General features: G+C 70.5%; 15 protein-coding genes. 10 read left to right on the plus strand and 5 right to left on the minus strand.

Going from position 1 to position 13,253, the window contains the following annotated elements:
* The first annotated feature begins 2 nt into the window (after window positions 1-2).
* A complete protein-coding gene (locus tag C7S10_RS01720) occupies window positions 3-1,286 on the plus strand; it encodes an Nramp family divalent metal transporter (RefSeq protein ID WP_108342676.1) in 1,284 nt (427 codons plus the stop codon).
* Here C7S10_RS01720 and C7S10_RS01725 read toward each other — a convergent pair.
* From C7S10_RS01725 to miaA, 4 genes are read right to left on the minus strand one after another with little or no spacing between them, the layout of a single operon-like run.
* Window positions 1,283-1,798 carry a dihydrofolate reductase family protein gene (locus C7S10_RS01725; protein WP_108342677.1) on the minus strand — a complete coding sequence of 172 codons (516 nt, stop codon included), beginning with the start codon at window positions 1,796-1,798 and terminating at the stop codon, window positions 1,283-1,285. The genes C7S10_RS01720 and C7S10_RS01725 overlap by 4 nt on opposite strands.
* The gene (locus C7S10_RS01730; protein WP_108342678.1) at window positions 1,795-2,709 is read right to left on the minus strand and encodes a helix-turn-helix domain-containing protein; all 915 of its coding nucleotides are present in this window, start codon (window positions 2,707-2,709) and stop codon (window positions 1,795-1,797) included. The genes C7S10_RS01725 and C7S10_RS01730 overlap by 4 nt, the downstream gene beginning before the upstream one ends.
* 49 nt (window positions 2,710-2,758) lie before the next feature.
* Window positions 2,759-4,618 carry a gamma-glutamyltransferase gene (gene ggt / locus C7S10_RS01735; protein ID WP_207769193.1) on the minus strand — a complete coding sequence of 620 codons (1,860 nt, stop codon included), beginning with the start codon at window positions 4,616-4,618 and terminating at the stop codon, window positions 2,759-2,761.
* Window positions 4,619-4,634: 16 nt separating this feature from the next.
* Window positions 4,635-5,594 carry a tRNA (adenosine(37)-N6)-dimethylallyltransferase MiaA gene (gene miaA, locus C7S10_RS01740; protein WP_108342679.1) on the minus strand — a complete coding sequence of 320 codons (960 nt, stop codon included), beginning with the start codon at window positions 5,592-5,594 and terminating at the stop codon, window positions 4,635-4,637.
* Window positions 5,595-5,657: 63 nt separating this feature from the next.
* Here miaA and C7S10_RS01745 point away from each other — a divergent pair, with 63 nt between their 5' ends.
* From C7S10_RS01745 to C7S10_RS01755, 4 genes are read left to right on the plus strand one after another with little or no spacing between them, the layout of a single operon-like run.
* Window positions 5,658-5,861 (plus strand): antitoxin, encoded by a 204-nt coding sequence (locus C7S10_RS01745; protein ID WP_108342680.1) that lies wholly within the window; start codon window positions 5,658-5,660, stop codon window positions 5,859-5,861.
* A gap of 59 nt (window positions 5,862-5,920) precedes the next feature.
* On the plus strand, window positions 5,921-6,043 hold the full coding sequence (locus C7S10_RS22960; protein ID WP_279303148.1) for a hypothetical protein: 123 nt from the start codon (window positions 5,921-5,923) through the stop codon (window positions 6,041-6,043).
* A gap of 20 nt (window positions 6,044-6,063) precedes the next feature.
* A complete protein-coding gene (locus C7S10_RS01750; protein WP_108342681.1) occupies window positions 6,064-6,519 on the plus strand; it encodes an NUDIX hydrolase in 456 nt (151 codons plus the stop codon).
* Between the two features lie 12 nt (window positions 6,520-6,531).
* On the plus strand, window positions 6,532-6,828 hold the full coding sequence (locus tag C7S10_RS01755) for a hypothetical protein (protein ID WP_108342682.1): 297 nt from the start codon (window positions 6,532-6,534) through the stop codon (window positions 6,826-6,828).
* Between the two features lie 56 nt (window positions 6,829-6,884).
* On the opposite strand, the gene miaB is transcribed toward C7S10_RS01755, so the two are convergent.
* Window positions 6,885-8,354, minus strand: a complete 1,470-nt coding sequence (gene miaB / locus C7S10_RS01760) for a tRNA (N6-isopentenyl adenosine(37)-C2)-methylthiotransferase MiaB (RefSeq protein WP_108342683.1) — start codon at window positions 8,352-8,354, stop codon at window positions 6,885-6,887.
* A gap of 280 nt (window positions 8,355-8,634) precedes the next feature.
* On the opposite strand from miaB, the gene C7S10_RS01765 reads away from it, so the two are divergent.
* The 5 genes from C7S10_RS01765 to C7S10_RS01785 all read left to right on the plus strand — a co-directional run bounded on the left by C7S10_RS01765 (window position 8,635) and on the right by C7S10_RS01785 (window position 13,253).
* Window positions 8,635-9,771, plus strand: coding sequence for a glycoside hydrolase family 16 protein (locus tag C7S10_RS01765; protein WP_243395213.1), 1,137 nt, complete (start codon window positions 8,635-8,637; stop codon window positions 9,769-9,771).
* A gap of 100 nt (window positions 9,772-9,871) precedes the next feature.
* A complete protein-coding gene (locus C7S10_RS01770; protein ID WP_108342685.1) occupies window positions 9,872-10,648 on the plus strand; it encodes an amino acid ABC transporter ATP-binding protein in 777 nt (258 codons plus the stop codon).
* Between the two features lie 38 nt (window positions 10,649-10,686).
* A complete protein-coding gene (locus C7S10_RS01775) occupies window positions 10,687-11,577 on the plus strand; it encodes a glutamate ABC transporter substrate-binding protein (RefSeq protein WP_108342686.1) in 891 nt (296 codons plus the stop codon).
* A gap of 102 nt (window positions 11,578-11,679) precedes the next feature.
* Window positions 11,680-12,369, plus strand: a complete 690-nt coding sequence (locus tag C7S10_RS01780) for an amino acid ABC transporter permease (RefSeq protein ID WP_108342687.1) — start codon at window positions 11,680-11,682, stop codon at window positions 12,367-12,369.
* Complete coding sequence (locus C7S10_RS01785; protein ID WP_108342688.1) at window positions 12,369-13,253, plus strand: amino acid ABC transporter permease; 885 nt, start codon at window positions 12,369-12,371, stop codon at window positions 13,251-13,253. The genes C7S10_RS01780 and C7S10_RS01785 overlap by 1 nt, the downstream gene beginning before the upstream one ends.

Consider the following 13,253-nt stretch of genomic DNA (forward strand, 5'->3'; position numbering starts at 1 on the left):
CGATGTTCCAGACGCAGAAGCTCGCTCCCCCGCCGCGCCGCCGCCCGGCCGGGACCACCGCGCTCCTGACGGCCCCGACCCCCGGCGCCCGCACGCGCTCACGGATCTGGCCGATGCTCGGCCCGGCCTTCGTCACCGCGATCGCCTACGTCGACCCGGGCAACTTCGCCACCAACATCACCGCCGGCTCGACCTACGGCTACCTGCTGGTGTGGGTGGTCATCGCGAGCAACCTGATGGCGATCCTCATCCAGTACCTCTCGGCCAAGGCGGGCATCGCGACCGGCATGAGCCTGCCCGCACTGTGCCGCGAGCACCTGCCCCGCCCGGTCACCCGTGGGCTGTGGGGCCAGGCCGAGCTCGTCACCATCGCCACCGACCTCGCCGAGGTCGTGGGCGGTGCGCTCGCCCTCAAGCTCCTCTTCGACCTGCCGCTGCTGGTGGGCGGCGTCATCACCGCCGCCGTCGCCTTCGCGATGCTGGGCCTGAAGAACACCGCGCACCGGCGCTTCGAGTTCGTCATCGCCGGGATGCTCGGGGTGATCCTGGTCGGCTTCGTCTACGACGTGGCGATCAGCGGCGTCGACCAGATGGCCGTCCTCGACGGCACCGTCCCCCGCTTCGAGGGCATGGACAGCGTGATGCTCGCGGCGGGCATGCTCGGCGCCACGGTGATGCCGCACGCGATCTACCTGCACGGGGCCCTCACCGGCGAACGGCACCGCCTGCGCACCGACGAGGCCCGCCGCGCCGTGCTGCGCAGCCAGCGCGTCGACGTGGTCGCGGCCATGACGGTCGCCGGCCTGATGAACCTCTCGCTGGTGCTGATCGCCGCCTCGGCGCTGTCCGGGCAGGGCATCGACACCATCGAGGGCGCGCACGCCGGGCTCGGCGAGACGTTGGGCAAGGGCTCGGCGCTGCTCTTCGCGATCGGGCTGCTCGCCTCCGGGCTGGCGGCCTCCAGCGTGGGCACCCTGTCCGGCCAGATCGTGATGGAGGGCTTCCTGCGCATGCGGATCCCCCTCGCCGTACGCCGCATCGTGACGCTCGCGCCCGCGCTGGTGATCATCGCGGTCGGGGTCGACCCGACCCAGGCCCTCGTCGGCTCGCAGGTGGTGCTGTCGTTCGGCATCCCGTTCGCGCTGGTGCCGCTGATCTGGTTCACCAGCCGGCGCGACGTGATGGGCGGGCTGGTCAACCGGAGGATCACCACGCTCGCCGGCTCGGTCGCCGCGGCGCTGATCATCGCGCTCAACGGCGTGCTGCTCTGGGAGCTCTTCGGCTAACGCACCACGGTGTGCCGCGCGCAGACGAAGTCGCGGTTGCGGGCGACGTCCTCCAGGCGGAGCTCGACGTGGCGCGGCAGCACCGGAGTGCCGGCACCGAGGGTGACGGGGGCGTACTGCACCCACACCTCGTCGAGCAGGCCGGCGTCGTGGAACTGCCCGACCAGCTCACCGCCCCCGACCAGCCAGACGTCCTTGCCGGCCGCCCGCTCGAGGGCCGCGGCGTGGACGTCCTGGACGGGGTCGGAGGTGAACGTCACGGCCTTGACGGCCTCGAAGTCGCGGTGCGTCAGGACGTACGTCGGCAGGTCGCCCCACGGGTCGTCGTCGTGGTCCAGGATCCACTGCCAGGTCGTCGCGCCCATGACGCAGGCGCCGATCTGCTCGCGGAAGCCCTTGTAGTGCATCGGCCCGTCCTCGTCGATGTCGCGCGAGGTGAGCCAGTCGAGCGAGTGGTCGGGTGTCGCGATGAAGCCGTCGAGCGAGCAGCCGGTGTAGTAGATCGTCGTCACGGTTCGTTCCTCTTCCTGAGCCAGTCGATGGGGTCGCCGTGGTCCACCTCGTGCCCAGAGGCGCGCAGCATCGTGCGCACGAGCTGGCGACGGTGCGCGCCGAATGTCAGCACGTGGGCGAGCACGCTGCCGACCTGGAAGCTCTCGGGCGGGTCGCAGAGCGCGTCGATGAGGCGGTCGTCCCACGCGTTGCGCCGCTCGACGTCCCGCACGATCCGGAGCCAGCGTGGTGCGACGGCCTCGTGCCGGGCCAGCAGCGAGGCGGGGTCGTCCGCGCCCCTGGTGGGGAAGTCGGCGCCGTCGAAGGTGGCCGACCAGACCTCCTTGCTCCAGACGTGCCCGTCCAGCACGCGCGCGGCCGACGGCTCGGTGCCGTCCCACGTCAGCACGGCCTGGCCGGGCAGGACCTCGCGCCGGTAGTCCTCGTCGGGGACGCCCTTCACCAGGTCGATCAGGTGGGCGGTGTCGTCCAGGTCGTGCTGGAACAGCTGCGCGGCGACATGCATCAGGCTCGCCTCCTCGGCGTCGTGGACCCACAGGTTCAGCGGTGGGTGGAAGTGCACCCCGTTGGGGGCGGGCAACCAGTGCGCCCGGACGTCGCCGCGCCGCGTGAAGGCGCTCGGCGGTGCGCCGTACGCCTTGGTGAAGGCGCGGCTGAAGCCCTCGAGCGACTCGTAGCCCGCCTCCCACGCGACATCCGTGACGCTCGTCCCGCCCGCGACCTGCCACGCCGCGCGCTCGAGCATCACCCGTCGCCGCAGGGCGACCGGCGACTCCCCCGTCCCACGGGAGACCTCCCGGCTGAAGTGGAACGACGAGGAGAACGCCCCGTCGGCCATCTGCGACAGCCGGGCGTTCTCCTCGTCGAGGACCGCGTCGAGCAGCTCGCGCAGTCGGTCGCGTCCGGTCATACGCCCAGTCTGCTCGGACGGCCGACCGGGCGCTTGACCGAAATTGCTGCTACTTCGGGTCCACCACGCGGGCCGAGCCGCCGCCACGACGGACCGGCTCCGAGACCGCGGTGAGCTGGCCGTTCGGGCCGAGCTCGATCGCGGTCGCGGCGCCGATCTCGGCGGCGCTGGTGAAGGCGTCGCCCGCGGGCACGAGCTGGTGGCCGAGCGCGGCCAGCGCAGCGCCGTACGCCGTGATGAACTCGGGCTCCGACGACACCGTGGCCGTGTTGCGCGGGCTCGTGCGCGGCGCGGCGATGGCCTCCTGGACGGTCATGCCCAGGTCGATCCGGTTGACCAGCATCTGCAGCACGGTGGTGATGATCGTCGAGCCGCCGGGCGAGCCGAGGGCGAGGAACGGCTTGCCGTCCTTGAGCACGATCGTCGGGCTCATCGAGCTGCGCGGGCGCTTGCCGGGCTGGATGCGGTTGGGGTCGGCCGCGTCGTAGACGGTCGAGAAGTCGGTCAGCTCGTTGTTGAGCAGGAATCCGTGGCCGGGCACGACCATCCCCGAGCCGCCGGTCTGCTCGATGGTGAGGGTGTACTCCACGATGTTGCCCGCCGCGTCGACCACGGTCAGGTTGGTGGTGGAGATGTTCTCGGTGTCCTCCGCCTCGGTGCCGCCGGCGGCCGGAGCGGGCGGGCAGACGCCGTCGTACGACGCGACGTCACCCGCCGCGAGCGGCTTGACGGACGCCTTGGCCGGGTCGATCACGCAGGCCCGCTCGGCGGCGAACTTGTCGTCGAGCAGCTGCGGGAGCGGGACGTCGACGTAGCGCGGGTCGCCGACGTACTTCGCGCGGTCGGCGAAGGCCAGCGCGCTCGCCTCGAGGTAGGTGTGCAGCACCTGGACGGGCGTCTTGCCGGTGAAGTCGGTGCGCTCGAGGATGTTGAGCGCCTCGCCCACGGTGGAGCCGCCGCTCGAGGAGGGCGCCATGCCGTAGACGTCGTAGCCGCGGTAGGACACCTTGCTCGGCGCCTGGCCGAGCACCTTGTAGTCCTTGAGGTCGCTGCGCGAGAGGTAGCCCTTCGGCACGGGCAGGTCGGTGCCCTTGGTGGTGCGCGGCTTGCGGACCACGTCGACCATCAGCTTGGCGAGGGGGCCCTGGTAGAACGCCTTCTTGATGCCACGCTCGCCGATGTCGGTGTAGGTCGCGGCGAGCTCGGGGTTGGTGAAGATCGAGCCGACCTTGGGGGCGTCGCCCTTCGGCAGGAACAGCTTCTTGGTCGCCTTGAACGCGCGGAAGCGCTCCTCGTTGTCGAGGGTCTGCTCGCGGAACGTGTCGTCGACCTTGAAGCCGCGGGTCGCGACCTTGATCGCGGGCTTCAGCGCGTCGGCCAGCGACAGGGTGCCCCACTTCTTCAGCGCGCGGTCCCAGGTGGCGGCGGTGCCGGGGGTGCCGACGCTGACGCCGCTGGTGACGAGCTCGGGGGTGAAGTTGTAGGCCTTGCCGGTGGCGGGGTCGATGAAGGCGTCGTTGGGCATCTTCTTCGGGGCGGTCTCGCGCCCGTCGATGGTGCTGACCTTGCCGGACTTGGCGTCGTAGTGGACGAAGTAGCCGCCCCCGCCGATCCCGGCGCTGTAGGGCTCCGTCACGCCGAGCGTGGCGGCCGCCGCGACGGCGGCGTCGACGGCGTTGCCGCCCTGCTTGAGCACCTTGAGCGCGGCGGCGCTGGCCTCGGGGTCGACCGTCGAGACCGCTCCGCCCTTGCCGATCGCGGTCGGCGTCTTGGCCGACGGCCGTGCTTCCGCTGGGGCCTGCTGCGCCCCGTGCGGCGCCTCGGCGGACGTGGGCGGTGAGACCGCCACCAGCCCGGCGATCATCAGTGAGGTGGTGGCAGCGCCGGCGAGCGCGGGGGTGAGACGCATGGGTTCCTCCCGAGAGTCAGTTGGCCCCAGCCTGCTCCGCGAGGTCCGATCTGTCGAGCACCCCCACGGCGTCCAGCGCCTTCCGCACCCGACCCTCGTCGTCGAAGCGCACCCACACCACGCGCGGGTCCTTGCGGAACCAGCCGTCCTGGCGGCGGGCGAAGCGGCGGGTCGCGGCCTGGGTGCGGGCCAGCGCCTCGTCGCGCGAGATCTCGCCGTGCAGGAACTGCGTCGCCTCGCGGTAGCCGATGGCGCGCCGCGCGGTCTGGCCCCGCTCGAGACCCTCGTCGAGCAGTCGCTCCACCTCTTCGACCAGCCCGTCGTCGTACATCTCCCGCACCCTCGTCCCGATCCGCGCGTCGAGGGTGGGTCGGTCGATGTCGACGCCGATCTGGAGGCTGCGCGGGTCGTCGTACGTCGGGGTGGGGAGGCTCGCGGAGTAGGGCCGTCCCGTCAGGGCGATCACCTCGAGCGCCCGCACGATGCGACGACCGTTGTCGGGGCCGATCTTGGCGGCAGCGTCGGCGTCGAGGGCGGAGAGTCGCCGGTGCAGGGCCGGGGGGCCGATCGCCTCCAGCTCGGCCTCCAGCTCGCGGCGCACGGACTCGTCGGTGCCCGGGAACTCGAAGCGGTCCAGCACCGCGCGGGTGTAGAGGGCGCTCCCGCCGACGAGGACCGGAGCGTGGCCGCGGTCGCGGATGTCGGCGATCGCGTCGCGGGCCCACGCCTGGAAGTCGGCCACGGTCGCGGTCTGCGTGACGTCGAGCCGGTCGAGCAGGTGGTGGGTGATCCCGCGTCGCTGCGACGGGGGGAGCTTCGCCGTACCGACGTCCATGCCGCGGTAGAGCTGCATCGCGTCGGTGTTGACGATCTCCCCGCCCAGCGCCTCCGCGAGGTCGAGGCTGAGACCTGTCTTGCCGGACGCCGTCGCCCCGACGATCGCCACGATCGCGCGCGGGTTCGCTTCCGTCGCCATGCTGGCTAGTGTTTCAAACATGAGCGGTCCAGCACGGGGCCGCACCGACCATCGGAGACGCTCATGGGATTCCTCGACGACGCCAAGGCCAAGCTGACCGACGCGGTCGACAAGCACGGCGACAAGATCAAGGACGGCATCGACAAGGCCGGCAACATGGTCGACGACAAGACCGGCGGCAAGTACTCGGACAAGATCGCCTCGGGCAAGGAGAAGGCGGCCGACGCCCTCGACAAGCTCGACGGCAAGAACGACGACATCAGGTAGACCACCCGTCGGGGTGGCGGGCGGTTGCGCGTCCGGTCCACGGCTGCATGACTGGCGGCATGAGCCAGCCCACTCCCGCGCCCCCGATCCCGACCGACCCCGGCACCCCGGCCGACCCGCAACCGATGCCCGGCCCGCCGACGGACCCGACCAACCCGGCCACCGGGGCCCTGCCAGCCTGAGGGACCACTAGGTTGCTCTCGTGAGTTTTGTCGTGGTGCCGGCGTCGTACGTCTACCTCCTGCGCGACGGCAGCGGCGGCACCGAGGTGCTGCTCCAGCTGCGCCGCGGGACGACCTACATGGACGGGCACTGGGCGGCGGCCGCGGCGGGCCACGTCGAGCGGGGCGAGACGGCGTACGCCGCTGCGCAGCGCGAGGCGACCGAGGAGCTCGGCATCAGCGCGGTCGACCTGCGCTTCGAGTTCACCATGCAGCGCACGCAGGGTGGCGAGCCGATCGACGAGCGCGTCGACTTCTTCTTCACCGCTCGCTCGTGGACCGGCGAGCCCCGGATCGTCGAGCCCGACAAGGCCGGCGAGCTGCGCTGGTGTCCGCTCGACGAGCTGCCCGACCCGATGGTGCCGCACGAGGCATACGCCCTGGGCCAGCTGGGCACCGACCACCGATACCTGAGCCATGGATTCGACACCGACTGACCTGGAGGTCACATGAACGACGAGCTCGGCCCGCAGCCCGACCCGGTCATCGAGGAGAAGGAGCCCAACCCCGGGGGCGCCGACGCCATCCCCGACGACGCCGAGGACGAGGGGCTGGCACGCGACCTCGACCCGTCGGCCAACCCGGTCGCCCAGGACGTCGTGCCCGACGCGGTCACCGAGCCCGACGCCGACAAGACGCAGGCGCCCGAGGGCGAGGCCGACGACGCCGAGTCCGGCGCCGTGGCCGACGACGAGCCCGAGGCCGGCCAGGAGGCCGAGGACGGGTCGGTCGAGCCGCCCGCCTGATGCGCTGACTGTGGGATCGGTGCCACCCGGTGACACCGATCCCACAGTGAAGCTCGTCAGCCGCAGGCGATGGCCGGGGGCAGAGGCGCGGGCACCCCGACGGTCGGCATGCCGAGGCCGACGCCGGCCGGGGCCACCGGGGCGGAGGTGCGGCGCTCCCAGGCGTCGCCGGCCCGTGTGCGGCGTACGGCGAGGACCGGCTCGTCGGCGACGAGGTGGTGCGGCGCGGCGTGGGTGACGACGGTGGTCACCATGTCGCCGGGTCGCACGCCGTCGGCACCGGTCGGGTCGAAGTGCACGAGCCGGTTGTCCGGGCCGCGGCCCGAGAGGCGGTGCGTGGAGGCGTCCTTGCGCCCCTCGCCCTCGGCGACCATCAGCTCGACGGGCCGACCGACGAGGCGCTGGTTCTCCTCCCAGGCGATCTCGTTGACGACCTCGACGAGGCGCAGGTAGCGCTCGCGCACGACGTCCGGCGGCACCTGCTCCTCCATCGTGGCGGCGGGCGTGCCGGGTCGCGGGGAGTACTGGAAGGTGAAGGCGCCGGAGAAGCGGGCCGCGCGGACCACGCGGAGGGTCTCGAGGAAGTCCTTCTCGGTCTCGCCCGGGAACCCGACGATGATGTCGGTCGTGATCGCCGCGTCGGGCATGGCGGCCCGCACCCGCTCGATGATCCCGAGGAACTTCGAGGAGCGGTAGGACCGGCGCATCGCCTTCAGGACCCGGTCGGAGCCGGACTGCAGCGGCATGTGGAGCTGATGCATCACGTTGCGCGTCTGCGCCATCGCCTCGATGACGTCGTCGGTGAACTCGGCCGGGTGCGGCGAGGTGAACCGCACGCGCTCGAGGCCCTCGATCTCCCCGCACGCCCGCAGCAGCTTGGAGAAGGCCTGCCGGTCGCCGAACTCCACGCCGTAGGCGTTCACGTTCTGCCCGAGCAGGGTGATCTCGGTGACGCCCTCGGCGACCAGCGCCTCGACCTCGGCCAGGATCTCGCCGGGGCGGCGATCCTTCTCCTTGCCGCGCAGCGACGGGACGATGCAGAACGTGCAGGTGTTGTTGCAGCCCACCGAGATCGAGACCCACGCGGCGTAGGCCGAGTCGCGCTTGGTCGGCAGCGTGGACGGGAAGACGGAGAGCGACTCGAGGATCTCGACCTGCGCCTCCTGCTGCGAGCGCGCGCGGTCGAGGAGGGCCGGGAGCGACCCGATGTTGTGGGTGCCGAACACGACGTCGACGTACGGCGCCTTCTCGGTGATCGTCGAACGGTCCTTCTGCGCCAGGCAGCCGCCGACGGCGATCTGGATGTCCGGGTTGGCGGCCTTGATCGGCGCGAGGTGCGACAGGTTGCCGTAGAGCTTGTTGTCGGCGTTCTCGCGCACCGCGCAGGTGTTGAAGACGACGACGTCGGCCTGGTCGCCGGCCGGCGAGGCGACGTACCCCGCTTCCTCCAGCAGGCCGGTCAGGCGCTCGGAGTCGTGGACGTTCATCTGGCACCCGTAGGTGCGGACCTCATAGGTGCGCGACATAGCGGCCCAAGCCTACGGCTCGTGACGGTGCCGATCCGCATCGCTGTCGATTGGTAACAAATTTCCGGCAAACCGCCACAATTGCCGACGGACACCCACAAACTGGTAACAGACCGGTCGCTCGGGGCTGGTCTCACACACCCACCGAACACGGCTGCCGACTCACCCCCCGGATCCGGCTCCCGTGCTTCTCGTCCTCGGAGTTCTCGTGCGCCCTCTTCACCGAGCGGTCAGGACGCTCGTCCTGACACTCCTCCTCTGCCTGACCGTGCCCCTCGTGATGCACGCCCCGCCCGCCGGCGCGGCCGAGCACGCGGCAGCCAGCAAGGCCAGCAAGGCGAGCAAGGCCGCCCGGACCACGACCGGCACCCTCGTCGCGCTGCCGCCGGTCGTGCAGCCCGGCACCACCCCCGCCTCGCCTCGCAACGCAGGCCAGGTCATCGCCACCTTCGCGCCGGCCCGGGCCGGTCGTGTCGTCCAGCTCGAGCGCCTGGTCGGCAGCACCTGGACGGTCACCTCGCGCAAGCGCACGGACGCCTGGGGCTCGGTCGCGTTCTCGGCGAAGCCCGGCACCTACCGCGCGTCGACCAGCACCTCGACCGGCGCGGTCGTGACCACGACGCCCGTCGTGTCGCGCACCTGGACCCCGTCGTTCCAGGACACCTTCTCCAGCAGCAGCCTCGACCTGTCCGTGTGGAACGACCAGCGCCGTGAGCGGGAGAGCGTCTACGCCCCCCGCACGTGCGCGCGGGCCGACGCTGCGGCACGTCGCGTCGAGGGCGGCGTGCTGAAGCTGGGCCTCGCGCTCGACCCGACGATGGCCGACCAGACCTGCACGTACACCACCGACGAGGGCACGGGCCAGCACTCCTACCTGCTCACCAGCCAGGTCTCGACGGAGAACACCCACCTCTTCGGCCACGGCATCGTCGCGGCGCGGATGAAGCCGCAGCAGGCGAAGGGCATGCACTCGGGCTTCTGGCTGCTGCCGGAGGGCACCAGGTTCACTGACGGCGACCCGTCGGCCGGGACCGAGATCGACATCATGGAGTTCTTCGGCGAGCGGCCCGAGGGGCGCGAGACGATCGGCTCGTTCGTCAGCTACTACGAGCCCGGCTGGACCTCGGTGCAGCACGGCGGCATGTTCGGCAAGGCCCGCCGGGCCCTCAGCACCGGGGCCCGCTGGTGGGACGAGTTCCACGTCTTCTCCGTGGAGTGGACGCCCACGGAGTACATCTTCCGCGTCGACGGCCGGGAGTACCACCGCGAGCTCAACGCCGTCTCCCAGGCCCGGCAGTACGTCGTCCTCTCGATGCTCGCCTCCGACCACGAGCTGGACGACCTGACCCCCGACGAGCTCGGCCAGACCGCCGATGTCGACTGGGTGCGGGTGTACGACGCCGACGCGATCGGGTAGGCGCCGGCCCTCTCACACGGCGGCAACGACGAGGTCACGATCCTCCCGGATGACCACCCGGTGATAGCCCGAACGGATCACCTGCGGATAGGTTTCCGCCATGACCTCGCTGGAGCAGGAACCTCGAACGTCCGCCCGAGGAGAGCCGCTCGTCGTCCTCGCGGGCGTCCAGAAGCACTACGGACAGCTGCACGCGCTCAAGGACATCGACCTCTCCGTGGCCCGCGGCGAGGTCGTCGTCGTGATCGGCCCGTCGGGCTCCGGCAAGTCGACGCTGTGCCGCACGATCAACCGGCTCGAGACCATCGACGAGGGCTCGATCACCCTCGACGGCACCGCCCTCCCGGCCGAGGGCAAGGCCCTGGCCAACCTGCGGGCCGAGGTCGGGATGGTCTTCCAGAGCTTCAACCTCTTCGCGCACAAGACGATCCTCGAGAACGTCACGCTCGGCCCGATCAAGGTCCGCGGACTGGCGAAGGCCGAGGCCGAGAAGAAGGCCCGCGAGCTGCTGGACCGGGTCGGCGTCGGCCACCAGGCCGAGAAGTACCCCGCCCAGCTCTCCGGCGGCCAGCAGCAGCGCGTGGCCATCGCCCGCGCGCTGGCCATGGAGCCCAAGGTGATGCTCTTCGACGAGCCCACCTCGGCGCTCGACCCGGAGATGATCAAGGAAGTCCTCGACGTCATGGTCGACCTGGCCAAGCAGGGCATGACGATGATCGTGGTCACCCACGAGATGGGCTTCGCCCGCACGGCTGCCGACCGGGTCGTCTTCATGGCCGACGGCGCCATCGTCGAGGAGAACACCCCCGAGGAGTTCTTCACCCGCCCCACGTCGGATCGGGCCAAGGACTTCCTCGGCAAGATCCTCAAACACTGATCACTGCACCGGCACCACCAACACGAGGGAGAAGCACGATGCGATTCATCCGAACCAAGGCCGCCATCGCGGTCGCTGGTCTGGCCCTGACCATGACGGCCTGCGGCGACGCGGGCTCCGACAGCGAGGGCGCCGACGTCGAGGTGGCCGACGACGCGGCCTCGTCGTTCGACGACGGCACCCGCATGAAGGAGCTGGCCGACGCCGGCACCATCAAGGTCGGCGTGAAGTACGACCAGCCCGGGCTCGGCTTCAAGGACGCCGCCTCCGACATCCCCACCGGCTTCGACGTGGAGATGGCCAAGATCCTGGTCGCCAGCCTCGGCATCGACCCCGAGGACACCAGCAAGGTCGAGTACGTCGAGACGATCTCCGACAACCGCGAGCCCTTCCTCGAGGACGGCACCGTCGACATCGTGCTGGCGTCCTACTCCATCACCGACGACCGTCGCAAGGTCGTCGGGCAGGCCGGCCCCTACCTCGTCACCGGCCAGCAGCTGCTGGTGCCCGAGGACAGCGACGTCGCCTCCACCGCCGACCTGGCGGGCAAGGAGGTGTGCTCCGTGACCGGATCCACCTCGCTGGAGAACGTCAAGGCGGAGGGCATGAAGCCGGTCGGCTTCGACACCTACTCCGAGTGCGTGGAGAAGGTGCTCGACGGCACGGTCGAGGCCATGTCGACCGACGGCACGATCCTGGCCGGCTACGCCGCGCAGAACGAGGGCCAGCTCAAGGTCGTCGGTGACGAGTTCTCCGAGGAGAACATCGGCGTCGGCTACTCCAAGGACCGCCCCGAGATGTGCCAGTGGATCGTGGACACGATCACCAAGGCCTACGACGACGGTGACTACGAGGCGGCCTTCGAGGCCACGCTCGGCCCGTCGGGTGTCGAGGTGCCCGAGCTCCCCACCATGGACGAGTGCGCGTGACGTCCTGACCCACTTCCCGAGCCGGGGTGCGGGCACGCCCGTGCCCCGGCTCGAGTCCGCACGACCGCACCTGCCCGTCCGATCGCCCGAGAGGAGCCCTGCGTGAACGCTGTCCTCGACAGCCCCGACCTGTTCCTCAAGGCCTTCGGCTACACCGTCTTCCTGTTCCTGGTCTCCGGCGTCATCTCGGTGGTGCTCGGCACGCTGCTCGTCGCCATGCGCGTCGGGCCCGTGGCGATCCTGAGCCGCGCGGCCACCGTCTACATCACGGTGGTGCGCAACACTCCGCTGGTCATCATCTTCCTGTTCTTCCAGCTCGGCGCTCCGAAGGTCTTCCAGACGCTGCGCTTCTCGTGGGTCGACATCCACATCGGTCCCTACGACTTCACCTCGTTCTTCACCGCCGCCGTCGTCGCCCTGTCGCTCTACACGTCCTGCTTCGTGTGCGAGGCGCTGCGGGCCGGCATCAACGCGGTGCCCCTCGGCCAGGCCGAGGCCGCCCGCGCGATCGGGCTCCCCTTCTCCGGCGTGATGCGCCAGGTCGTGCTCCCGCAGGCGTTCCGCGCCGCGGTGCCGCCGCTGGCCAGCACCCTGATCGCGCTGCTCAAGAACACCTCCGTGGCCGGCGTCTTCGGCGTGATCGAGGCCGCCGCCCAGATGAAGTCGTTCACCAACGACTTCGCCAGCGAGCGGACGGGCATCTTCATCATGTTCGCGCTGGGCTACGTCGTCCTGGTCGAGATCGTCTCCGCGGTCGCGACCGTCCTCGAGCGCCGTTGGAGGATCGCGTAATGGCCGCCGGTGTCCTCTTCGACAGCCCGGGGCCCGCGACCCGGGCCCGCCACCGCACCTACGGGATCGTCACCGTGGTCGCGCTCGTCGTCCTCGTCGGCTGGGTGCTGTGGCGCCTCAACGAGACCGGGCAGTTCGAGTACGACAAGTGGGAGCCGTTCCTCACGCCCGCTTACATCCGGGCGATCCTCGTCGACGGCCTGGTCGTCACGCTCCAGATGGCCTTCAGCGCCATCATCGGTGCGGTCGTCTTCGGGCTGGTGTTCGGCATCGGCAAGCTCTCCGACCACGGCATCCTGCGCTGGCCCTGCTGGCTGGTGGTCGAGTTCTTCCGCGCCGTACCCGTGATCCTGCTCATCGTCTTCTGCTTCTACGCGGTCTTCGGCGGCATGAACCCGCTCTCGAGCCGCACGTACTGGGCCGTCGTGCTCGCCCTCACGCTCTACAACGGGGCCGTTCTGGCCGAGGTGTTCCGCGCCGGGATCAACGCCGTGCCGAAGGGGCAGGCCGAGGCGGCGTACGCCATCGGCATGCGCAAGTACCAGGTGATGACGCTGATCCTGCTGCCGCAGGCGGTGAAGATCATGATCCCAGCGATCATCAGCCAGATGATCGTCGCCCTCAAGGACACCAGCCTGGGCTACGTCGTCGCCGGACTGGGCCTCACCCGGGTCGCGAAGTCGATCTACCCGCAGTTCCAGAACCACGTGCCGACCATCATCGTGATCGCCGCCATCTACATCGCCGTCAACCTGCTCCTGACCTGGCTGGCGACGTGGGTGCAGAAGCGGTTCGTCGGTGAGAAGGACGTGCTGCAGGTCTCGATGGTCGGCGAGCAGACCGCCGAGGCCGCGCCGATCCCCGGAGCGGCGCGCACGGACTGA

This window comes from Nocardioides currus, assembly GCF_003057875.1.
GTDB classification, from domain to species: Bacteria; Actinomycetota; Actinomycetes; order Propionibacteriales; family Nocardioidaceae; genus Nocardioides; species Nocardioides currus.

What these genes read in the sequence shown, in the direction of transcription:
- C7S10_RS01775 (WP_108342686.1), top strand. Translation starts at nt 10,687, where the DNA reads ATGCGATTCATCCGAACCAAGGCCGCCATCGCGGTCGCTGGTCTGGCC.
- miaA (WP_108342679.1), bottom strand. Translation starts at nt 5,594, where the DNA reads ATGGCGACGGAAGCGAACCCGCGCGCGATCGTGGCGATCGTCGGGGCG.
- C7S10_RS01730 (WP_108342678.1), bottom strand. Translation starts at nt 2,709, where the DNA reads ATGACCGGACGCGACCGACTGCGCGAGCTGCTCGACGCGGTCCTCGAC.
- C7S10_RS22960 (WP_279303148.1), top strand. Translation starts at nt 5,921, where the DNA reads ATGAGCCAGCCCACTCCCGCGCCCCCGATCCCGACCGACCCCGGCACC.
- C7S10_RS01765 (WP_243395213.1), top strand. Translation starts at nt 8,635, where the DNA reads ATGCACGCCCCGCCCGCCGGCGCGGCCGAGCACGCGGCAGCCAGCAAG.
- C7S10_RS01785 (WP_108342688.1), top strand. Translation starts at nt 12,369, where the DNA reads ATGGCCGCCGGTGTCCTCTTCGACAGCCCGGGGCCCGCGACCCGGGCC.
- miaB (WP_108342683.1), bottom strand. Translation starts at nt 8,354, where the DNA reads ATGTCGCGCACCTATGAGGTCCGCACCTACGGGTGCCAGATGAACGTC.
- C7S10_RS01745 (WP_108342680.1), top strand. Translation starts at nt 5,658, where the DNA reads ATGGGATTCCTCGACGACGCCAAGGCCAAGCTGACCGACGCGGTCGAC.
- C7S10_RS01770 (WP_108342685.1), top strand. Translation starts at nt 9,872, where the DNA reads ATGACCTCGCTGGAGCAGGAACCTCGAACGTCCGCCCGAGGAGAGCCG.
- C7S10_RS01755 (WP_108342682.1), top strand. Translation starts at nt 6,532, where the DNA reads ATGAACGACGAGCTCGGCCCGCAGCCCGACCCGGTCATCGAGGAGAAG.
- C7S10_RS01720 (WP_108342676.1), top strand. Translation starts at nt 3, where the DNA reads ATGTTCCAGACGCAGAAGCTCGCTCCCCCGCCGCGCCGCCGCCCGGCC.
- ggt (WP_207769193.1), bottom strand. Translation starts at nt 4,618, where the DNA reads ATGCGTCTCACCCCCGCGCTCGCCGGCGCTGCCACCACCTCACTGATG.